The organism is Paenibacillus sp. J31R34 (assembly GCF_059383715.1).
Genome location: NZ_JBXENU010000001.1, coordinates 543,169 through 564,807, shown reverse-complemented (window position 1 = coordinate 564,807; position 21,639 = coordinate 543,169). Strand labels below are relative to the sequence as shown.

The window sequence follows — 21,639 nt, the reverse complement described above, 5'->3', positions numbered from 1 at the left end:
AACCCTCCTGCTTACTTCCTCACCGTAAAAGACACCGTTGTGCCTTGGCCTGATACACTTTGAATAAACAAGCCTTGTCCATACATTTGCTTCAATCGCCGATCCACGTTTAGCAGCCCAATGCCTTGTCGCTCGCTGGCACTTCTATCCAATAGCTTATCCAATACCGCCGCATCCATGCCGACACCGTCGTCTATAATCGCAACCTCCACCTGATCATCGCGTTCGGACACTTGCACTGAAATACTTCCGCCCGCAGCACGCTTCATCACGCCATGCCTCACCGCATTTTCGACTAATGGCTGGATCGTCAACGGCGGAAGCATACTTTTCAGACTGGCCTCCACCTGCCAATGTAGCTGCAATTTATTGCCGAAGCGCTGCTGCTCAATATATAAATAGGAACGGACAAAATCCAGCTCCCGCTCCAGAGGAATCAGCTGCTCTGAATTTCTAAAATCAAAGCTCGACCGCAAGTAGTTGCTAAACTCCAAGAGCAGCACATGCATTTTGTCCAAATCAATGACACTCAGAGCCGCAATCGCATTCAACGAATTAAGTAAAAAATGGGGCTGGATTTGCGCCTGCAGCCAGGCCGCTTCCATACGAAGCCGCTCATTCATCGATCGATTCACATGGATTAAAGCGAGCACGCGCGATTTCAGCTCTAGCGCATTGGACGGCTTCGTCACATAATCATTCGCTCCCGACAGGAAGCCTGCGGCAATATCCTCCGCCCGATTGCGTGCGGTTAGCTGAAGAATCGGCAGCTCCGAGAGGGCATAACGCTCGCGAATGAGGCGCGTGAGCTCATATCCCGACATATGAGGCATCATAATATCGGTAATAACCAAATCCCACTTTCTCGAATCCAGCAGAGCTAGTGCTTCCTTGCCGCTTGTGAGCGACACAATGTCAAAATCTCGCACACCAAGCATATTTTCGAGCACCAGCAAATTAACCGTGTCATCATCTACCACTAATATAGCTGGACGATCTTTCGTTTGGGTTGGTAGGGGTAGATGCCTATCGCCATTGTGATCTATTGATTGCTCCCCTAGATAGGCTGTGCTTGTGACATTGGCCGCGGCAACGAGCATTTCCGCAGACGGAACGGACGGCAGAAGCTTATGATCATGGTCATGGTCGCTACTCTCTTCTACGGCAGCCCCCCTTTCTGCCAGCGGAAGCGTAAAAGTAAACACCGAGCCTTGCCCCGGCTGCGAGCGAACCTCAAGCGTGCCGCCGTGCAGCTCGACCAATTGCTTGCAAATGCTAAGTCCAAGCCCAATTCCGCCGCCAGGTGCAGCGGTCATGCCCGAATCTCCCTGCTCATACGGTTCAAAAATTGTGCGCTGCGTCTCCTCATCCATCCCCATGCCTGTATCAGCTATGCTTATGTATGCCATTCCGCCCTGCTGGATCGCATGGATCGTAATATGTCCCTCGCTCGTAAATTTAATCGCGTTGTGCAGCAGATTAAACAAAATTTGAATGAGGCGATTTTCATCAGCAAGGACATGGGGAAATGCATGCGGAATCGTATTGGTCAGCCGAATAGGCTTGCCTTCCACCATATAATGGAGCATGTCGATTACGCCAGCAGCGACGCTCTGTACCTGCTGGCTGCCTCGATTCAGCCGAATACGCTGTTCTTTCAGTTGGGTCAAATCTATCAGATCATTCAACATAAATGACATCCGGCGGCCAACCGTTAAAATAAGCTCCAATTGCTTCACGCTTTGGTCACTGAGCGCCTGCTTGTCTCTATCCAGCACAATTTGCGTCATATTCAGCATGCCATGCAGCGGATTTCGCAGCTCATGGGACGTGTTCGCCAAAAAATCATCCTTTTGCTTGTCCGCCTGCTGCAACTCCTCGGATAACTGCTTCGACTGGGCGAAGGTATGAATGTATTGCTTAAACCAATACGCTACGAACCCGAGAAAGGAGACGACCAGATCGACAGGGTAGTAGGAGCTTTCTACGCCAATTGCATCCTTCGCAACGCTCCAAATGATATTGTTCGACATCGCAGCCACACCGAGCAACAGCGCAATCGCATCCTTATCGCTTCTCATCGCGGTTCGCAAGGTGATGACCGGATTGACGAGGAAGGGAAGCAAAATATAAATACCGAGCAAGCCAGCTACCGCTAATACATAAGAGGCTGGCGCAAACAGCACATATACCGCCAACAACATGCCGAGCGATGTATACCAGCGAAAAATTCGCACATTCCGGTATTCGGTTAATAAGCGCTTCGTAAATTCCAGCATAAATATTGCAGCACCCATATAGGAAAGAAACTGGATTTTTAAGCTCCAATCATCGTTCATTGGCAGCCAGACCATCAGCAGCATATCGTCCGATACTAGGAGCCAAAGTGCAGAGAAGGTCATAGCGCCGGCGAAAAACAGCAACCCCGGCTGCCGCAAGCCAATAAAATACAAAATAAAAGCATACACGGTATGCAGTAAAAAAATAATAACGACCATCATTTGCAAATGGAGGCCAACTGCCGTTTCCTTGCTTACCGCTTTCTCCGTGCCAAATGAAATGAAACCAAGAATGCCTCCGGAGCTCGCTGAATCATAGTTCGCGACTTGAATAGCAATATCGATCACTTGCTTGTCGGATGTGAAGGACGCTGAATAAGGCACGTTACGTGCTATGTAGCTTTCCTCCTCTGGTGCTGGCTGTCCTGCTTGAGCCACAAGCTCTCCGTCCACATACACGGCGGAAGCCGACGGAATGTTCTTCAAGCGGATGCCGTACGTTTGGCTTTTAACTGAATCGATGAATATACGCAGACGATACGTTCCGTAACCATACGCTGAATCCGCCTGCGGGGACAACACCGTATTCCAGTTTCCAGGCACCTGAATGAACGCCTGCCCTTCGGCTGCTGCTTCCGCCTTTTCTGGGCCACGCATTCGTAATTGATGAGCATAAAATTCCCATTCGCCATCCAGCCTGATGGCCTCCGAGTCTGCCAGATTATACCCGCGCAAATCCAATTGCCCTTGCACGATAGCAGGATGATCAGGAGGGATGGTCATATAAATCCAAATTAAACGGATCGATATGAGCAGACAGAGGAACAGGCCAGTGACGAGAACTATTTTTCGTTTAGTTAGCATAATTTCACAGGTATTCGACAGAATTTGCTAATTTCCTTCTTATTAGCCTGCCTGCATTAGAATTACTTTTGACCTATTCATAAACAGCCGTTATTTAATGGATTCTTACATCTGGAAGCAGCTTTTCATAAATGCTCCAGCCACTCGCTTCGCCTTTATACGTATAACCACATTGCTTGTAGAAGCGGTTAAGCTTTTCATTGTTTGCGATACAATCCAGCTTAATCCGGTCTTTGCCGGAATATTGGATACCCCGTTCAACCCAAGCCATCATATCGCTGCCAAGTCCTTTGCCGGAAAACTGGCGATTAACGACTAACCGGTGCAAAAAGATCGCGCTTCCCTTGCCTGCTTCCGCTTCCCCCCAAAGCTTCCGATCCCAATCGCTAGGCTGCTGCTGCAAAATAACAGACCCCGCCAGCTCCTCTCCCCCTGCTTTGCGAAATGCAAAAACCTCGCCACGCGCTATCGCCCCTGCAAGATTGTGGCTATCCTCTCCTTGAAGCAGGCCGCCCCACTGCGTTGAGCCCATACTGCTAAGCCAGCGAGCCGTTTCCATAATCAGCCCACGTACCGCCTCCTCATCCTCGGGACCCGCTTGAAAAGCATATATGTCGTCGTTAACGGACGGATTTATTATTTTTAAACTTTCCATTGTGCACCTCGTTAGTAGGAATTTTTCGAGTTATAGTTCTATACATTGAATAGGAGTTTAATATAACATAAGACGATCAACGAATAAATTACTTATCCTCCTGTTTTTCAAGCTGCTTCTCCAATTGCTGTTCAATTTCTTCATTAATTTCTTTAATTTCCTGCTCGCTCAGTTGATTGACTTTGTTCAGCTCCGCTTCAATTTTAAAGTCCTCTGCTTCTTCCTTGCCCATAAGTCCTAAATAGCTTCTAATTTCCTGCAAATCCTTGTGAATATGAAGAGTTTTGCGATAATTCAAAATCACAATAGCAAAAGTGATGCTCCAGATCAAAATCGCACCCATGGGTACATAGCTTGAAATCAGCAGCCCAATTAAACTTAACACCACGACATACATCACAAACCTTCACCTCTTTTTCCTTTTTAATGATAGTTTAACTTAATTTATATGTAGGAACTACCCACTTCCTTACGGAGAAAAAAACGAAAGCAGACAAAAAGAAGCTACCGCCTCCTTCTGCCTGCTATCGTTCAGCTTTATTTTATGATGACATGGCATACATAAGCTATACGATCGTTTTATACTCGGTATTAACAGTAAATGTGTTCACGCCGGTATATTTCCCTGAAGCCGTTTCGGTTGTTTTCCCATTCGGGTACTCCACTTCAAACGTCACCGTATAGGGCACATCGATAACGCCCTGCAATAAAATAGCGGAAACCTCGATCGTTGCACCTGCTGGCAAAACGACTGGAACCTGCAGCGAAACCTCCTGGGACTCGTCTTGTGTCTTGGATTCCGAATAGCTGCGCGAGCCCTCTACCGAGATTTTCACACCTGTATCGCCTACAAGCGGCAGCCCCGCTTTAAACTCAAGCGTTTCCGATACCTTCAGCCCTCTCTCCCATTTGAAATTGTACGTTTGGCTTTTGGAAAATTTCAATGTAACTTGCTGCGTTTGCTGGACATTTGAATGATTGGTCACAAGCTGTTTGGCTGCTACGATTGGTACACTATTGATCACAATTTTGCTGTCCATTTGAAATTCCATTTTCTTGATTGTAATCTTCTTGCGATCGGGTACGAAAACCCATAATTCATTGATCTGACCGTGGCACCATTCCCACGTCACAAGCGAGTCGCCGCTTTTAAATGGGCCGTTGCCAGGAATATTAAGCTTCTGCTCCCAATCCACATAGCTGTTAATCGCATTGTGCGTTCCGGCAACATTGTCGTCACGCCATACCATAAGACCGTTGACGTCCGCTTCCGTAACGAGCGCCTGATAAATCTTTGAGCCCTGCGTGGAGTCCTTTCTTCCAATGCACTTGCCCGTCGCTTTGTTAACGAGTGCATAGGCATTGTCATCTCCAGCGCGCACCTTTCTTTTTTCCCACAATTGATGTTCATTTCCGTACACCTGTGGCAAAATCGTTATGCCTTCCCCACTCTCAGCCGCTGTAATAACAAGCAGCTTATTATCCGAAGTCCTCGCCTTAGAAACAATTACCTGATATTCAATTACATCCGCCATAATCCTTCATCCACCTTCCGCTCTATTTGATAAAGAATCCTCTTCGTTATCTATTCAACGTTTGCAATCGTGGATGCTCGCAGCTCTTTGACTTCTTATCATTAGCTACATCTTGGAGTAGATCACTCAGAGAATCTAACCTTTACAGAATAATGGCAGAATGTGTCAGGGAAATGGCAAAAAAATATAGACATTACATTTGCTTGGCTTAACCCGACATTTTATGAATGGACGTGCAAAGCAGCAACCCTCGCTTACTCTTCTCGTTTGGTATAAAACTGGTACCCCGTTCTCCGCAAGGTGCGGATTTCTCCTTCATCCGGAGGCAAATGCAGCAGCGCCTGACGCAAGCGTTTAATGGCATGATCCACTGCCCGGTCGCTCCCGTCGTAGCCCGTGCCCCATACCTGCTCGATGATTTGCTCCCGATGAAAAATTTGATTAGGATGCTCCGTCAAAAAAAGCAGCAGCGCATAGTCCTTCGGCGTTATCGATAGACATACATCGTATAAGTAGACGCTTCTGTCGTTTAGATTGATTTTCAGGCTGCCGTACTGGATTTGATTTTCCGCAATTAAAGCATGCGTGCCTCTCCGCAACACAGCTTGAATGCGTGCTACTACCTCCTGCGGCTCGAACGGCTTGGTGATATAATCATCCGCTCCACTGTTCAGACCTGCCAGACGGTCAGCAATCTCCCCTTTAGCTGTAAGCATAATGACCGGACAGACGCTGCTCCTCCGCACCTCACGAAGCACCTCCCAGCCGTCCATTTCCGGCAGCATGACATCGAGCAAAATAAGCGCGGGCTGAAGCACAGCCAGCTGCTCCACCGCCTCTTTCCCTCTGTCAAAAATAATGCTCGCAAAGCCTGCCTTTCGTATATACGCCGCCAAAACGCGGGAAATAGCCGGCTCGTCTTCGACAATCATGATCGTTTGCAAGATTAGGCCTCCTTGGGGGAGCAATGTTACTTTCGGATGCGATGGTAGCGTTGTACTCTTCAACAAATAGGGAGCAGATGCCTCAGCAGCTTGCTCCCTAATATTCTAAATTTCCCAATCGCTGCTTACTGGAATTTTTCAGCCCTTTGTGTTGTGCGAAAAATAGGCAGCCAATACACTAAGACTTTCCTCCCGTAATATCCCAGCTGTGAGATCAGGCTTATGGTGAGAATTTTCAAATACGATTTGAGAGCAAGGGCTTCCTTGCTCGCCCAATATACTGCACAATTCCATGTTGCTGGCGCTATATACCAGTCGCCCCACATTTGTCCAAACCATCGCACCGCTGCACATATAACAAGGCTCACAGCTCGAATATAATGTGTATTCATGTAAATCCGTAATGTGGGTTTCTTCGCAAAATCGCCGCAGCAGCCCTGCCTCTGCATGAAAAGTTGGGTCGGTTGCCGAATAAATTTGATTTTCATTTGTAAATACAATTTCCCCGTCTTTAACGAGTATGGCTCCAAAAGGTTCGTTTCCGTGCTCAACCGCAAGCTTAGAAAGCTTGATTGCTTCTCTCATAAAAAACTCGTCTTGACTCATATTCATTTCTCCTTTTATGTAGCGTTCCATCACCATTCATTGAGCTCAAATACTATCTATTTTAACACATACAAACCATCCATTTTGCATTAGTTTCGAGGATTGGAATAGTCGGCTATTAACAAAAAAATAAGGGGCCTTCATGGCCCCCTCGTAATGCTTAAGTTATATGCCAGTCCTCTTATCCGACAATTTCAATTATTTTAATATCATCAAACTTACTAAGATCAATAAACTGATTATTTTCAAGCGCTATAAATGGTCGAGTCGGGTAGTTATAGTTGTTTAGTAGAATCGTTCCTCTTCTATTGTCTGATAAAACAACCTCACAACCGATTTGGGTGGAGAGAAGCATATCCAGAAACGTCAGCCCAATGCCCGAATCAAAGCGATTTAAAATAATTTGTTGATGAATTTCTTCGATGGCTTCAAAAAATTGCAGCGCAGCCCGATAAGGTCTTTCTGAGATGATAGCCATATAAAAATCTGTCAAACCTACAATTTTGCTAAAATGATCCAGTTCATCCCCCTTCAGACCACTTGGATAACCGCTGCCGTCCTCTCGTTCATGATGCTGAAGAGCGACCAGAGCAACCCGAGGCTCAACGCCCGATTGGAGTAATAGCTCGTGTCCGAGAATCGTATGCTGCTTTATAATCGCGTATTCATGAGGGTCTAGCCTTGACTGTTTGGAAACGATTGCAGTTGGCAGCTTGACCAGTCCAATATCGTAAAGACTCGCCGCAGTCGTTAGCAAATCCAATTCGTTTTCTTTCAGTCCAAGCCGCTTACCTAAAGATGTCGCAATAACGGCCGTTCCTATACATTGCCTGTACCGGTAATCGTCCTGTTCCTTAAGCTCGGAAAATAACTGAAATAGATTATATCGCTTCGCTATTTCCTTTATAAAGGGAAGAACTTCTCGTTCAAGCTCATCGACAGGAACAATGCCGTTTTGGCGAACGAACTGATCCATATCGTTAAAATGCTGCTTAGCCCTTTCATATGATTCTCGGATGGATGGCTTTTGTTTAGGTGTATGCTCAGTAACCTCCTGATTCAGCTCAGAAGCATTCGCATCGATAGTTGTGACTTCCCCAATTTTGATCCTAAATTTAGCAAGTCTCTCGGTGTGACTTTTTAGAAGAATAGTTCCCTTTCTGATTAAAAGCGTTCCCTTTGTGTCGCGGATGCTTTTCGTTAGTATTTTACCGATTAATTGTTCATAATCTTTAACTAACAATGATAGTTCCTCCCTAAGTGGATTACCTATTCTCTAATGTGGATTTCTGAACACTGGTTAAAAAAATATTCGGAAATATATCTGGAATACATTAGCAAAATAACAAAAATGATCTATAAGAATCATATTTCTAGAATTAATCACCAGTTAGAACATGACTTTAAGACCATTTCCTTATTTTTTTATAGGTATTAGGAACCAATCTATAAATTAGAGCTGCACCTCGCAGAGGAAGCCTTCATAGCAAATTTATTTTAGGGCCGTCGTCAATCCAACTCCCTGCTCATTTCTAAAGTTTAATCTGCTGCACCGGATTTTAGGTAGAGCGATGCTAGTTGCAACAACTAAAATAAAGAAAAAAACAGGCTTTTCTCGGTAACAATCCGCAAAAAACCTGTCCTCATATAGAAAATATTAAGTTCCTCGTTGGCGTAGTCGAGCCTTACTGCTATAACTTCAGGCTCTTAGTAAGGATGATTTCCAAAGGCTCATCTTCAAGTATTAAGCATCCTGAATCTCGATAACCTAATTTTCTATAAAAATGCTGAGCCCCTTCATTAGCTAAAGTGGAGGTCATAACCAAGTTAAAACCGAGCTTCTTCATTTCATCTTCCCAAAAAAGAACTGCTTTCTTCCCTAATCCTTTACTTCGATATGTATCATCGATCCAAATCATATTCATAAAAGGTGTGTTATCCCAAAAATAGCTGTGCCGCATCCACCCAACGATACTATATTCTTCATTCTGTAGAATATATATCTCATTTCCCCTAATTTTCGGTAATATTAAGTTTTCTAATATATGGTGATCATGTTTTCTAATATATTCGTAGTGTGAATCAGTTGCAGCAATAATCCTCATTATAATTACTCCTCTTCATTATTTAATTGCAATTTTAATACTCTCCTGCTAATACTACTTGCAGAAGCTTTAATACCCTATTCTTTATCATTTGGTTTGAGGTACATTCGTCAGCCAATCAGCCAATTCTTCTGTCTGCATCAGCACCGACAACGGGTCAATAAAATAAGAGCGGATGTTAGGCCAGGCATAAAGTCTGCCATTTTTGACTGCTTCCAGCCCTCCCCAAATCGGGTCCTCGCGAAGCTCCTCCACTGATTTCTCGGTAGTCAGGATAATATAGTCTCCAGCATATTGCTCCAATACTTCCATTGAGATATCCTTGTATTTAGCTTCCTTAACTGCTTCATCATAGGATGGAGGCGAAATCCGTCCTAGATTCTCATAAATAACTTTTCCGCCACGGCCAAACTCACTGCCATAAATACTTAATGTTTTGTCTGTTTCCTGCATGATACTAAAGGTTGCATCGGCAGGTATCACTGCTTGGACCTTGGCACTTGCAGCAGCGATTCGCGCATTATAATCGGCAATCCATGAAGAGGCCTCCTCGTCCCGTCCAAGCAGATCTCCAAAGAATTTCACTTCCTCCTCAATGGACGTGAAGTTCCCATAGGGAATAGCAATCGTTGGTGCAATTTTACTGTACTTTTTATATTCTTCCTCATCCGATGTCATGACGACAATCAAATCGGGATTAAGCTCTATCAGCTTTTCAAAGGAAACATCGCTGCCGGAAGAACCAACAATCTCAATATTGTCCGTTAAACCGTTAAAATACGGGTTGTCCATGATACGCGTCGTAGAGGCGATGGGATTAGCCTTTACGGCTAGAAGACTGCTCAAATATTGAATCGCCACAATGCGTTCCGGCTTTTTGGAAACTTCCACCTCGCCGAAAGCGGTATTCACAATTTTGGTATCTGTTACCGGCGTCGCTTTCTGAGTTAGTGCTGAAGAATTAGAGCCAGCAGTTGCTGTTTCCGATGGGGACTGTAGATTCACATTCCCCCCTCCGCAGGCTGTAATCAATAAAGCTATACAGATAAGAAGTGCTGCCATCATATTTTTTCTGGATGCTCGGTACATGTAAGACTCTCCCTTTTCTTTATATTGATAACAATTATCATTATCACTATAGCATGGAGAAGTAGACTCTGACATGGACAATCCCCACTTTTTATATGGATAATACCGAACACCATCGTTATCTGACAGCTTTTTTTTAAAATGGCTGGGAGAAAGACCAACGTTTTTTTTGAAAATACGATTAAAATAAAACACATCCCCATAGCCTACACTCTGGGCAATATCACCAATCGAAGCATCTGTGTTTTGCAGCATATGACACGCTTTTTCAATACGAAGCCCTATTAAATAATCAATTGGGCTGTGCATCGTTAATTCCTTGAATCTACGGGCCAAATATTGGGGGTTGTAGCCAAATTTCTTCCCTAGCAGCTCCAGCGTCAATGGCTCATCCACATGCTCATGCATATACTGAGCTACTTGCTTCACAACTTCTGTCGGAAGGAGGTTCATTCCTAGCTGCTGCTTTTGCTGAAGCATTTCCAGAATAAATGGAAAGAAGAGTGTTTTCGCTAAAAATTTATCTTTCTCCGTCGATCGATTCCAAGCATCCTCCATCCGCTGTAGCATCTGATAGAGCCCTACAGGCTGAGCGGGAGCAAAAGCAAATATTTGCTGAAAAGGTGGAATTCCGCCCTTGTCCAGAAATTGCCTTCGGCGCAGCGGAAAGTCGCCACGATATAGCACCATATAATATTCCAAATATTCCGCTGCTTCAATATCCAGTCGCATTCCCTTGCTGCCATGCAGACAATGAAAATGCTCAACAGGATGAATAAGTCCATCCATCCGTATCGTCGCTTTGCCCTTATACAGAAATAAAAAGGCACTTGCAGGCAAACGGTAGCTGCTTCTGGACTCTCCCACATCTAGAGTATGCAGGCGGATGTCAGCCAGCTCAATATGTATGTGATTCCATGCCTTGTACTCTTCTTGCTGCTTCATCCTGTGACAAAAACTCCTTCCGTAATCGCTTTATTAACTTGGATAGATCAGTCTTGCATACCTGCCCTGAGTATAGCAGTTTCAGCAAATCTTTCAAAGACTGCGCTCATATACGGTTATTCGACTAGGACGTGTCTGAAAACTCATTAATGAGTTTTCAAACACGTCCTAGTATTCTCTAAATACTTAGTTTTCCGATGTATTTACCTATAGTATCAATCATAACTAAATCGGGATAATTGGTATTCGTTTCCAAACTATTTTATAATAAGCTGAACAAGTAACCTATCGATACTAAAGAAGTCAGCATAGAATAGTCTCTATTTCTGACTACTAGAAAAATTGTTTTGTTACTAGTTTTTATTCCATAGGGATTACGTATTGGATGCCTTAACTGCTTTAAGTCTGAACCATCCACTTTCATAATCTTTCTGCAGATAAGCAAGATGCAGTCCCAACTGCATGAGCCTGTCTCCCCCATAATAGCTAGACTCTTCCCCACGATCACTTGACCAAACTTCGTAATCAAGTTCCGGGTTAAGCCCATCTAGCCGTAAGGTTTTTCGCGGTGCGTTCGGCACGGCCATCACTTGGAAATAGTACACAACGGCTTCCTCTTTGTCTTCGGATACAAACATCCAAGCCGATTCGTTCCCTTCAAACGGACTCTTTAGGCGATACAAGTCGCCCTTCTGAACTAATCCGCGAATCTGCTTATAGGATTTGACTTGGTTTTTGACAATCTCTTTTTCTTCATCACTGAATTTGGTTAGATCAAGCTCATATCCAAAGTTCCCGGACATGGCGACGTTCCCTCGAAAATCAAGTGGCGTTATCCGGCCGACTTGATGATTCGGAACGGCTGATACATGCGCTCCAATTGCGCTTATAGGGTAAACAAGGCTGATACCATATTGTATTTTTAACCGTTCTACAGCATCCGTATTATCGCTTGTCCAAGTTTGAGGCATGTAGTAGAGCATTCCGGGATCGAAACGGCCCCCTCCGCTTGAGCAGCTCTCAAACAGAATATCCGGATATGCCGTGGTGATGCGTTCCAACAGCTCGTACAATCCTAGAACATAGCGATGGGCCGTCTCCGATTGACGTTCAGGCGGCAACATTGCGGAACCGATTTCCGTCAGCGCACGGTTCATGTCCCATTTTACATAAGAGACAGGCACGCTTGAGAAGATCGCTGAAAGGGAGTCGTAAATGTAATCTCGAACTTCCTTGCGAGTATAATCCAGCACGAGCTGCCATCTTGCTTCGCTGCGCCTGCGCTCAGGAACATGAAGACACCAGTCCGGATGCTTTCGGTAAAGATCGCTGTCCGGCGAGATCATCTCGGGCTCAAACCAGAGTCCGAATTTAATCCCTAGCCCATTAATGCGTTCCGCCACGGCCGAAAGTCCGTCAGGCAGTTTCCGGCGATCCTCGTACCAATCTCCAAGTGACGAATTGTCGGAATCCCGTTTCCCGAACCAGCCGTCATCCAAAACAAACAGCTCTATTCCTAGCTTTGCACCCTCATCTGCTATTGATACCAACTTATCGGCATTAAAATTAAAATAAGTAGCTTCCCAGTTGTTGACTAGAACTGGCCGTTCTTCATCCCGGTATTTCCCTCGGCATAGCCTTGTACGATATAAACGATGATAAGTACGCGACATCTCTCCCAATCCTTGCTTGGAGAAAACCATAATAACTTCCGGCGATGTGAAACTCTCATCTGGATTTAGCAGCCATGTAAAATCAAAGGAGTTTATTCCCATACTAATTCGCGTAGAGCCAAATGAATCCACTTCTGCTACCGCTTCAAATCCGCCGCTGTACACCAGACTGAAGCCGTAAGCTTCACCATTGTGCTCAGTCGTTTCCGGTGTGACTAACGCAGAAAATGGGTTTAATTGATGGCTGCTCATTCCTCTCTTACTGTCGATTCGGGTCTCACCTTGATGAAGCGCTCTACGGGTAATATTGCCTTCCCGAGCCCAGGCTCCGGAAAGATAGATGATCTCCAAGTTTCCTTTGCCACCGAAGTCCACACTTGCGCTTAGAGCACGGAGTAGCCGAAGCTTCTTGCCCCCCTCATTGCTCAAACGTGCAGAACGGACGATGACATTTCGATCAGCGAAGATCGTATAGATAAGGACAACTTTTAGACCCGAATAAGCATCCTTCAGCTCCAACTCCAATGTCTCTGCTTCGTCTTCATTCTCTACATAAACGGCCGGAAGTCCAGCTAACAACGGTTTTCCCTTAATGAGCTTGTAGCCTGCGTACTTTAACTCCGTAATTCTAGTTCCATCCTCAAGTTCTACTTGATAAGCCGGGTTGCGAAAGTCCCCGCTCCCATATTGAGGGTATTCTTGAAGCAAGCGATCCAATCCGGCCTTCTCGGGAGTGTGAATTAATAAATCCGTCATGGATTCCCGATGCTTCAGTTTGTCTCCCCAATATACATGAATAGGATATCCGTCCACGATTTGAATAAGATAACTCATTCCGGTGGACTGCAGGTGAAATATCCCCCTATTCTCTTGAACAATGATGCCCATATAAAATACTCCTCTCGCACTATCCATTAAAAGTTAATCTCCACAAAATAAATATGGTTTTAAGCTGGTTTAGATTAATAGAAGCTTCGCCAACTATACAGTACTAATATATCAAAAAGCATTTCCGGACAGAAAACCCATGATAAACCATAGTGATAAAGAGCCGTCTCTCAGGTGTTACGCCCAGTGAGACAGCCCTTCGCAAAGATGCAACCCGCTGATCTTATAAAGTTAGAATATCTACTCCTAGAGCTGGGAGCGTCATTTTCTGCTCCAATTTCTCGCTGGTTAACAAGCTGCGATAGGGAGTGTCAAGCGTAATCTCACGTTCCTCGTTCGTCAAGTTGATCAGAAACAGGAAGCTTTCCTCCCCCTTTGTTCGAATCGATAGCTCGACACCTTCCGGCAACTGGAGCTTAGGCGCCAAGTCCTTTTCCTTTAATATGCCTTCGAACAGCTGATAGAAATACGATGGCTCCGGCCAAGTGCCGACATAATATACTTCACCTTCACCAAGCTTATTGACAGTAATCGCCGGCACCCCCTCGTAAAAGTCGTTGTCATACCAGGCAATCGGTTCCGCTCCTCGCAGTTCCAGCAGATCGCACCATTGCTTCGCAGCGAATGTCTGGCCCTCCGCGTTCCGAATCCGGTGCTCGCTGTTGCCAATTGCATCATATTCACTAACGACAACACCCGCCGCTTCCGCCAGCAGCCCCGGCAGAGGCAGCATCTCACATACATTCCTCATGTTCTTCACGCCTGTCCGATTGGAGAGGACGACTGTGCCGCCCCCGGCTGCGAATCGCTCCAGCCGCTGCGCTGCTTCTTCACTTAACAAAAAGAGGGAAGGGACAATGACCAGCTTGTAGCCATCGAGCTCCTCGGTCCAGTTGATAACGTCCGTACCGACGCCCATTTTCAGAAATGCATTATGCATGGAGGACAAGTTGTCGATATAGTGCATTCCCCCCTCCGCTTGAGCCTGAAGGGAAAGCGCCGTATGCTGATCATGCGAATGTAGAATCGCAACCTGGGTAACGATTGTTGAGCCGGCCAGCCGTTCTCCTAGCCGGTTCACCTCGCAGGTAAGCTCCGCGAACTCCCTGAACCTGCGTCCAGGAACATTGCTATGGTCGATAAGCCCATGCCAGAACTGTTCGGCTCCGACGGCAGCACTCCGCCAGCGGAAATGGACGACCATATCGGCGCCGCGGGCGATTGTCTGCCAGGAACGGGCCCGGATCAGTCCAGGATAAGGAGTGCGCTGAATCGGCATCCAGGCACCCTGCGCTCCGCTCAGCTGCTCCATTACCCAGAAATTGCGGCGCTTGATGCCGCGAACCAAGTCCAGCGTCAGCGCTCCGTTCCTCGGAAACCGATCGCCATAATCGCGATACAGCTCATTCGGATAATAATCAACAGAGACGAAGTCCAGCTCTTTGTAGAGATCATAATAGTCAAGGTTATTCGGGTATTGCCACATGTTATGCGTAACAAATTGGCCTGGACAGTTGCTGCGTAGAATTTCAAGCTGCCATCCCAACAGATAGCCTACGCTGTCCGAGCAGAACCGCTTGTACTCCAGTAGATAGGAAGGATTCATCGGCTTGCTGGTACCGAGCGGCGTCGTTACCTCGGCCCAACTGCTGTACTCCCCGCTCCAGACGACCGTACCCCACTCCCGGTTCAACTCTTCCAGACTGGAATAACGCTTCTGCAGCCAAGCGACAAATGAACGATTGCACGTATCGCAATGGCATTCCTGGTAGTGCATCTCGTTATCGATTTGCCAGCCAATGACGGCTGGATGCTTCGCATAGCGCAGTGACATCGCTTCCACAAATTTGGAGCCCAGCATTCTCAAGGAATAGCTGTTGTTGCAACGATGTCCACGCACACCCTTCCGGATTATTTGACGGTGCTCATCCATTGGCAATACATCTGAATAACGGGTTGTCATCCAGTTGGGCGGGGTATTGGTAGGTGTGCATAAGACGATCTCCATGCCGCGCGCGGCAAATACTTCTATAGCCGCATCCAACCATTCAAACCGATAATCACCCTCGTTCGGTTCCATTCGGCTCCAGGCGAACTCCGCCATTCGTACAACAGCAACACCCGTCTCTTGCATAAGCGCTGCATCCTTCTCCCATAGCTCGGGAGCCCATTGCTCTGGATAATAATCAATTCCAATCTTAATCGCCATCCTGAGATCTCCTTTATTATCAATATATTGCGATTATATGATATATTAATTGGAGTGAATATCTTAAATAATTAATACGATATAATAATATTAAGAAAATAGGAGGATTGGTGACATGCCTCACCCTAATCGTGCTTTCCCGGTACTATCCTCCCGAGACAAGCTGCTCCCTTTTTATTTGCTTGGCATCGGTCTGCATCATGAACAGGAGCATATACGCCGAGACCCAGGTATCCTGGACTATCAGTGGATTCAATGCCGCAGTGGCGAGGGCAAGCTCAAGCTAAGTGAAACGGAGCATATCGTCAAGCCAGGCATGGGCATGCTGCTGTTCCCCGGCCAGCAGCACGAATACTATGCTTTATCGGGGAGCTGGAAAGTCGATTGGATCATCTTCGATGGCAGCGGGTCAGCGGGCTTGTTTGAAACAGTCGGCATTGTAGACACATGCGTATTCACGCTCGCATCGCCCGAATACCTTCTTTCCCGAATGCGGGAACTGCTGCAAGCTGCTCTTACGCCGCAAGAGCAAACGTTAAGCAATTACGCCTGCTCCGCCATCCTCTATACCTTATTGACGGAGATTATTCAGCGCGTCTCTGTCGAGGGCAGCGATACTGTCGGGCAGCAGTATGAGCGGTTAAAGCCGGTCCTGGACTATATTGATCAGCATTATGCCGAAGAGATTACCTTGCAGACGCTCGCCGGACTGATGTGCGTTACACCGGAATACTTCTGCCATTTGTTCAAGAAGACGACAGGCATTCGTCCCATCAGCTATGTCAATCAGGTAAGGGTTAACAAGAGCAAGGAACTGCTGCTCGACAATGTGCAGCGTGGGATGCAGGATATTGCTCATCAAGTCGGCTTCGAATCTGCCAGCTATTATGGAGCAATCTTCAAGAAGCTGGAACGGCTCACACCCGGCGCCTTCCGCCGCAGCTATCAGAAGTCGTAACATATATAGGATATCCATTTTTTACTGGAAAGAACTTTAGTCTTAGATTCGAACAAAGGCGATCATCCCCGAAGGAATGATCGCCTTTATTATCAATCGAACCTATATTTCAAACAAAAAACTCCCGCCAACATACCAGCAGAAGGTTCTTTGAATAATTGATTCACGCAAACATCCTTTCAATGGAAGGTACCTGTAAATCAAAAACTAGCTGACCCCCTATGATTCCGTTTGTCTTTCAATCCCCTTTGACAAATACAGCACATTACACCGCATTAACCCCTATTATCACAATACTAGGCTGCGTCTCTATCAAGACATTGCCTGCAACTGCTCTCGAGATCATACAGGACTCTTCTGCCCGATGTGCCAGCCGCTCTACCTTCATCCGTTCTGCCTCGGACGTATCCACCTTTAGCACAATTCGCGGTTTGTGTACAATCCGTTCGTATGTAAACACATTATTCGTTACATCTACAATCGCTTCAGACTCCAGAGTCAGCTCCTGCGGTGTAATATCCGAACGCTCGAGCATCGCTGCAAGGGTAATCAGATAACAGGTCGCTGCTGCCCCCAAAAGCATTTCGTCAGGGTTGGTACCTGTTCCTGGCCCGCCCATCTCCTGCGGAATCGAAATGATCGTTTTTAACCCGCCGGCATTGATATGTCCTTCACTGTTACGCCCACCATTCCATACCGCTTTCAGATGAAAAGGGTGTTTCATCTCCCTCATTCCTTTCGATAGCTTTGTTTCAAGCTCGGATTCATCGTATAAATGGTTCATTCCTCCAGTAAAAAAAGGCCGCCTCTATGAGGGCAGCCCTGTATTCCTGTATTCCTGTTTTACCATTAAAATACTTTCGTTGTCCAATCTTCGCAGTTCCACGTATCCGTCACAATATCGCGGTAAAATTCGGGTTCATGGGAAATCAGCAAAATGCTTCCCTTATATGCTTTCAGTGCACGCTGCAGCTCATCCTTTGCATCCACGTCGAGATGGTTGGTCGGCTCATCCAGCACGAGCAGATTCGTCTCGTGGTTGATCAGCTTGCACAAGCGGACTTTGGCTTTCTCTCCGCCGCTTAGCACCACGATTTTGCTCTCGATGTGCTTGGTTGTCAGGCCGCATTTGGCAAGAGCCGCCCGTATTTCAAACTGTGTAAAGGACGGGAACTCCTTCCAAACTTCTTCGATACAGGTGTTGTTGTTCGTTTCCTTCATTTCCTGCTCAAAATAGCCGATTTCTAGCAGATCCCCTAGCCTTGCTGAGCCTGAAATCGCTGGTATTTGGCCGAGAATACTGCGCAGCAGCGTTGTTTTACCAATCCCGTTCGAACCGACCAACGCTATTTTTTGTCCCCGCTCCATGCTCAGATTCAACGGTCTCGACAGTGGTGAATCATAGCCGATGACGAGATCCTTCGTTTCAAAAATAACCTTGCCGGAAGTGCGCGCCGGCTTGAAGTTGAACTGAGGCTTTGGTTTTTCCCTAGCGAGTTCTATAACGTCCATCTTATCGAGCTTTTTCTGCCTAGACATCGCCATATTACGCGTAGCCACGCTGGCCTTGTTGCGTGCAACGAAGTCCTTCAATTCCGAGATTTCCTGCTGCTGCCGTTTAAAAGCAGATTCAAGCTGGTGCTTTTTCGCCTCGTACACCTGCTGGAAATACTCATAATCCCCCACATAGCGCGACAACGACTGATTTTCCATATGGTAGATCAGGTTAATGACGCTGTTCAAGAACGGAATATCATGCGAGATTAAAATAAAGGCATTTTCGTATTCCTGTAAATATCGGGTAAGCCATACGATATGCTGCTCGTCGAGATAATTCGTAGGCTCGTCAAGCAATAGGATATCCGGTTTCTCTAGCAGCAATTTGGCCAGCAGTACCTTGGTGCGCTGACCTCCACTGAGATCATGAACATCCTTGTCTAAACCGATATCCGTAAGTCCAAGACCGCGAGCCGTTTCATCGATTTTGGCATCAATCATATAAAAATCCTGATTCGTTAGCGTGTCCTGAATCGTTCCGACATCCTCCAGCAGCTGCTCCAGCTCCTCTGGAGAAACATCACCCATTCTGCCATACATATCGTTCATTTCCTGCTCCATATCGAACAGATATTGGAACGCACCGCGCAGAACATCGCGCATGGACTGTCCCTTTGTCAGCACAGCGTGCTGATCCAGATAGCCCGTCCGCATGCGTCTTGCCCACTCAACTTTACCATCGTCCGGCTGAAGCTTGCCTGTGATGATGTTCATAAAGGTGGACTTCCCTTCACCATTGGCACCAATCAGACCGATATGCTCGCCCTTCAGAAGGCGGAATGATACATCGCTGAAAATTGCCCGGTCTCCGAAACCATGGCTCAGCCGCTCTACATTTAATATGCTCATCAATAACACCTATTCCTTTATTAAAGTATTCTCGTCAAATTATAAAGGTTATAGCCCCACAACTCCATACCGATTTTAAAAAAAATATAGAATATGGGATAAAAAAGCCAGAACCGCATACTCACGGCTCTGGCTTCTCCCTGTCAAACACCAATCATTTCCCAATAAAGCTCTTCACAACAAACTCCAACTGAGCGTCCAAAGACAAAGGGTCGCTGAACATAAAGCCTCTTCCTTCTTCGCGGAATACGCGATTGTTTTTGACTGCGTCCAGTTGCTCCCACATGCTGCCTTCAAAAACAGCCTCTGGATTTTCCTTGCCCGTCCACTCGCTTATAAAAATATAATCTCCTGCATATTCGGGCAGCAGCTCCAAAGACAGCTTCGCCCAGCCTGTACCACTGTCGATCGCTTCTTTCTGAATAATAGGCGGCGCCTTCAACTGGAACTCGCCATAAATAATCTCGCCGCCTCTTCCCAGCTTATTGCCGTAAGCATAAAACTCTTTAGCGCTGCCAGAGTCAAAGATAGCAACGGTTTTGTCACCCACAGCCGCTTGCACCTTCGGCTTATAATCGGCTATCTTTTTATCCCAAGCCGTAATCCAGGCATTTGCCTGCTCCTCCCGGCCCGTCATTTTCCCGAATTCCAGCAGCTGCTGCCTTACAGGCACGCCATAATCGACAACTACCGTCGGAGCAATCTGGTTCAGCTTGTCGAGAACAGCTGGGTCGTTCCATACGATAATGAGATCCGGCTGCAGCTCTAAAATCTTTTCATACGCAATCCCATCGCCTATACTTTCGACCCCATCCAGCTTTCCTTCCGTATAGCTGTTAAAAGCCTCTTCTCCCGCACCAACCGGCTTAATGCCGAGTGCCAGCAAATGGCCAACAAAGGCGCCCGCTATAATAACGACACGCTGCGGATTTTTGGGAATTTTAACTTCGCCATTCACTGCCGAATAAGTCACCATTTCCGCTGCGCTCGCTGCACCACCGTTAGATGCTGAGGCCTGCACTTGAGTGCTTCCATCTGTCGTTGCTGCTGGTGTAGATGACGCAACTGGTCCATTATTAGAGCTGCCTGTTCCTGAGCACGCGCTAAGTAACAGCGTAAGGCATAATAGTAAAGTGACCCCCATAGATGATTTGTGTCTGTACATCGATAAATCTCCCTCTCTTTTATATCGATAATGGTTCTCATATCCACTACCAATATAACGTTGCAGTCTGCGCGGGAAAAGGGACGATCCAACCCTAATGATAGGATAATCGAACCCTGCTTTCTTTGCTTTATCCTGATCCTTGAATTGCTTGGGAGTCATCCCGGTATGTTTTTTGAAAATTCTCGTGAAATAGGATACATCGTCATAGCCGACACCGGCAGAAGCCTCTTGCACAGTCATATCTGTTTTCTGCAGGTATTCCATGGCTTTGTTAACACGCTCTCTTATCACATAATCTATCATGCTTATCCCCGTTTCCTGTCTAAATTGTCTGGATACATAGGGGACGCTGTAGTGAAAAATCTGCGCGATCGATTCGCGGGTTACAGGCTCATGGTAATGCTCCTGAATATAGCGAACGACCTGAGCTGCAAGATCAGGTCTTTTCATGCCAATTTGCTGATGCTCCAGCTGCCATAGCAGTTCATAAACAAATTGATAAAACAACGTTTTAACATGAAATTTTTCTAACGCGCGCGAGCTCTGCCATTCTTTCAGCATTGTATCCACCTTGTCAAATAAAACAGCAGCATGCAGTGGAGCCAAACTATATTGCAGTTGAAACGGATTATACCGCTCCATGAGCTGCAAGATTTCTCGCCTGCCAGTCGATGGAATCGTTGCTTTATAGAAGATCAAATAATATTCAAACTCCGATTCCGTTGGAAAAATATCCAGACAGGTCCCTTTTCCACCGTGCCATAGATGGAAGCGCTTCGCGGAATGTTCGATCCCGTCCAGCAGCACCTGAGCCTCGCCGCGAATGGCATATAGGAAGACACTTGACGGAAAGAGGTACGACCGCAACTCCTCGCCATGCATCATGCTGAAGTGCCTTACGTCGATCACCTTGATAGCAGCAGCATTCCATAGCTGGATATGCTCTTCCGCATTAAGCATGACAGTCAAGTGATAAGCCCCTTTTTATGTAGAATCTTATGTCGCATATATAATTATTGATAACTATTATCAATAACGAGAATTATAATTCATTTGCCCGCAAACCTCAATGGATTCGGCTAGACAAAAAAAGAAAACAGGATGAAATTTGGATGCATTTAGTGAATCTCGATAATCTCACTTTATCAAAGGAAGCGGATGTTCAGCAGCACACCGCCGCGGGCAATCTGCAGGTATACGTTGAAGATATAGATTATCTTTAGCGGGATGAGCGGGAGATTGTAGTGAGGATTCAGTGTTAGCGTTATTAAGTCTGAAAGAGTCGCGGAGCGAATAAGCCCGCCAGTTCAGAGGG

Annotated in this window: 15 protein-coding genes; 1 reads left to right on the top strand and 14 read right to left on the bottom strand. The window is 46.3% G+C overall.

Annotated features, from left to right (window positions below):
* Nucleotides 1-11: 11 nt before the first annotated feature.
* The 11 genes from AC50YG_RS02355 to AC50YG_RS02305 form a co-directional block, all read right to left on the bottom strand.
* A complete protein-coding gene (locus tag AC50YG_RS02355) occupies nucleotides 12-3,143 on the bottom strand; it encodes a hybrid sensor histidine kinase/response regulator (RefSeq protein ID WP_494824434.1) in 3,132 nt (1,043 codons plus the stop codon).
* Nucleotides 3,144-3,237: 94 nt separating this feature from the next.
* On the bottom strand, nucleotides 3,238-3,798 hold the full coding sequence (locus AC50YG_RS02350) for a GNAT family N-acetyltransferase (protein WP_494824432.1): 561 nt from the start codon (nucleotides 3,796-3,798) through the stop codon (nucleotides 3,238-3,240).
* 88 nt (nucleotides 3,799-3,886) lie between these two features.
* Nucleotides 3,887-4,198: a hypothetical protein gene (locus AC50YG_RS02345; RefSeq protein WP_494824431.1), complete on the bottom strand. Its 312-nt coding sequence runs from the start codon at nucleotides 4,196-4,198 to the stop codon at nucleotides 3,887-3,889.
* Between the two features lie 166 nt (nucleotides 4,199-4,364).
* Complete coding sequence (locus AC50YG_RS02340; protein ID WP_494824430.1) at nucleotides 4,365-5,333, bottom strand: ETX/MTX2 family pore-forming toxin; 969 nt, start codon at nucleotides 5,331-5,333, stop codon at nucleotides 4,365-4,367.
* A 254-nt stretch (nucleotides 5,334-5,587) separates the two neighbouring features.
* The gene (locus AC50YG_RS02335) at nucleotides 5,588-6,277 is read right to left on the bottom strand and encodes a response regulator transcription factor (protein ID WP_494824429.1); all 690 of its coding nucleotides are present in this window, start codon (nucleotides 6,275-6,277) and stop codon (nucleotides 5,588-5,590) included.
* A 138-nt stretch (nucleotides 6,278-6,415) separates the two neighbouring features.
* Complete coding sequence (locus AC50YG_RS02330; RefSeq protein ID WP_494824428.1) at nucleotides 6,416-6,919, bottom strand: nucleoside deaminase; 504 nt, start codon at nucleotides 6,917-6,919, stop codon at nucleotides 6,416-6,418.
* A gap of 145 nt (nucleotides 6,920-7,064) precedes the next feature.
* Nucleotides 7,065-8,126 carry an HD-GYP domain-containing protein gene (locus AC50YG_RS02325; protein ID WP_494824426.1) on the bottom strand — a complete coding sequence of 354 codons (1,062 nt, stop codon included), beginning with the start codon at nucleotides 8,124-8,126 and terminating at the stop codon, nucleotides 7,065-7,067.
* 448 nt (nucleotides 8,127-8,574) lie between these two features.
* A complete protein-coding gene (locus AC50YG_RS02320) occupies nucleotides 8,575-8,988 on the bottom strand; it encodes a GNAT family N-acetyltransferase (RefSeq protein WP_494824425.1) in 414 nt (137 codons plus the stop codon).
* An 87-nt stretch (nucleotides 8,989-9,075) separates the two neighbouring features.
* Nucleotides 9,076-11,022, bottom strand: coding sequence for an AraC family transcriptional regulator (locus tag AC50YG_RS02315; protein WP_494824423.1), 1,947 nt, complete (start codon nucleotides 11,020-11,022; stop codon nucleotides 9,076-9,078).
* A gap of 374 nt (nucleotides 11,023-11,396) precedes the next feature.
* Nucleotides 11,397-13,583: an alpha-galactosidase gene (locus AC50YG_RS02310; RefSeq protein ID WP_494825269.1), complete on the bottom strand. Its 2,187-nt coding sequence runs from the start codon at nucleotides 13,581-13,583 to the stop codon at nucleotides 11,397-11,399.
* A gap of 223 nt (nucleotides 13,584-13,806) precedes the next feature.
* Nucleotides 13,807-15,792 (bottom strand): beta-galactosidase, encoded by a 1,986-nt coding sequence (locus AC50YG_RS02305; RefSeq protein ID WP_494824421.1) that lies wholly within the window; start codon nucleotides 15,790-15,792, stop codon nucleotides 13,807-13,809.
* Nucleotides 15,793-15,907: 115 nt separating this feature from the next.
* Here AC50YG_RS02305 and AC50YG_RS02300 point away from each other — a divergent pair, with 115 nt between their 5' ends.
* The gene (locus AC50YG_RS02300; RefSeq protein ID WP_494824419.1) at nucleotides 15,908-16,750 is read left to right on the top strand and encodes a helix-turn-helix transcriptional regulator; all 843 of its coding nucleotides are present in this window, start codon (nucleotides 15,908-15,910) and stop codon (nucleotides 16,748-16,750) included.
* Between the two features lie 265 nt (nucleotides 16,751-17,015).
* Here AC50YG_RS02300 and AC50YG_RS02295 read toward each other — a convergent pair whose 3' ends face one another.
* From AC50YG_RS02295 to AC50YG_RS02285, 3 genes are all read right to left on the bottom strand, one after another.
* Nucleotides 17,016-17,474, bottom strand: coding sequence for an OsmC family protein (locus AC50YG_RS02295; protein WP_494824418.1), 459 nt, complete (start codon nucleotides 17,472-17,474; stop codon nucleotides 17,016-17,018).
* A 125-nt stretch (nucleotides 17,475-17,599) separates the two neighbouring features.
* Nucleotides 17,600-19,156 (bottom strand): ABC-F family ATP-binding cassette domain-containing protein, encoded by a 1,557-nt coding sequence (locus AC50YG_RS02290; RefSeq protein ID WP_341277968.1) that lies wholly within the window; start codon nucleotides 19,154-19,156, stop codon nucleotides 17,600-17,602.
* A gap of 154 nt (nucleotides 19,157-19,310) precedes the next feature.
* Entirely contained in the window at nucleotides 19,311-21,284 is a 1,974-nt protein-coding gene (locus AC50YG_RS02285; protein ID WP_494825267.1) for an ABC transporter substrate-binding protein, read from the bottom strand.
* Between the last annotated feature and the right edge of the window lie 355 nt (nucleotides 21,285-21,639).

Coding starts and splice junctions, on each gene's coding strand:
- AC50YG_RS02320 (WP_494824425.1), bottom strand. CDS start 8,988: ATGAGGATTATTGCTGCAACTGATTCACACTACGAATATATTAGAAAA.
- AC50YG_RS02305 (WP_494824421.1), bottom strand. CDS start 15,792: ATGGCGATTAAGATTGGAATTGATTATTATCCAGAGCAATGGGCTCCC.
- AC50YG_RS02315 (WP_494824423.1), bottom strand. CDS start 11,022: ATGAAGCAGCAAGAAGAGTACAAGGCATGGAATCACATACATATTGAG.
- AC50YG_RS02340 (WP_494824430.1), bottom strand. CDS start 5,333: ATGGCGGATGTAATTGAATATCAGGTAATTGTTTCTAAGGCGAGGACT.
- AC50YG_RS02355 (WP_494824434.1), bottom strand. CDS start 3,143: ATGCTAACTAAACGAAAAATAGTTCTCGTCACTGGCCTGTTCCTCTGT.
- AC50YG_RS02285 (WP_494825267.1), bottom strand. CDS start 21,284: ATGCTTAATGCGGAAGAGCATATCCAGCTATGGAATGCTGCTGCTATC.
- AC50YG_RS02330 (WP_494824428.1), bottom strand. CDS start 6,919: ATGGTGATGGAACGCTACATAAAAGGAGAAATGAATATGAGTCAAGAC.
- AC50YG_RS02350 (WP_494824432.1), bottom strand. CDS start 3,798: ATGGAAAGTTTAAAAATAATAAATCCGTCCGTTAACGACGACATATAT.
- AC50YG_RS02310 (WP_494825269.1), bottom strand. CDS start 13,583: ATGGGCATCATTGTTCAAGAGAATAGGGGGATATTTCACCTGCAGTCC.
- AC50YG_RS02300 (WP_494824419.1), top strand. CDS start 15,908: ATGCCTCACCCTAATCGTGCTTTCCCGGTACTATCCTCCCGAGACAAG.
- AC50YG_RS02295 (WP_494824418.1), bottom strand. CDS start 17,474: ATGAAACACCCTTTTCATCTGAAAGCGGTATGGAATGGTGGGCGTAAC.
- AC50YG_RS02290 (WP_341277968.1), bottom strand. CDS start 19,156: ATGAGCATATTAAATGTAGAGCGGCTGAGCCATGGTTTCGGAGACCGG.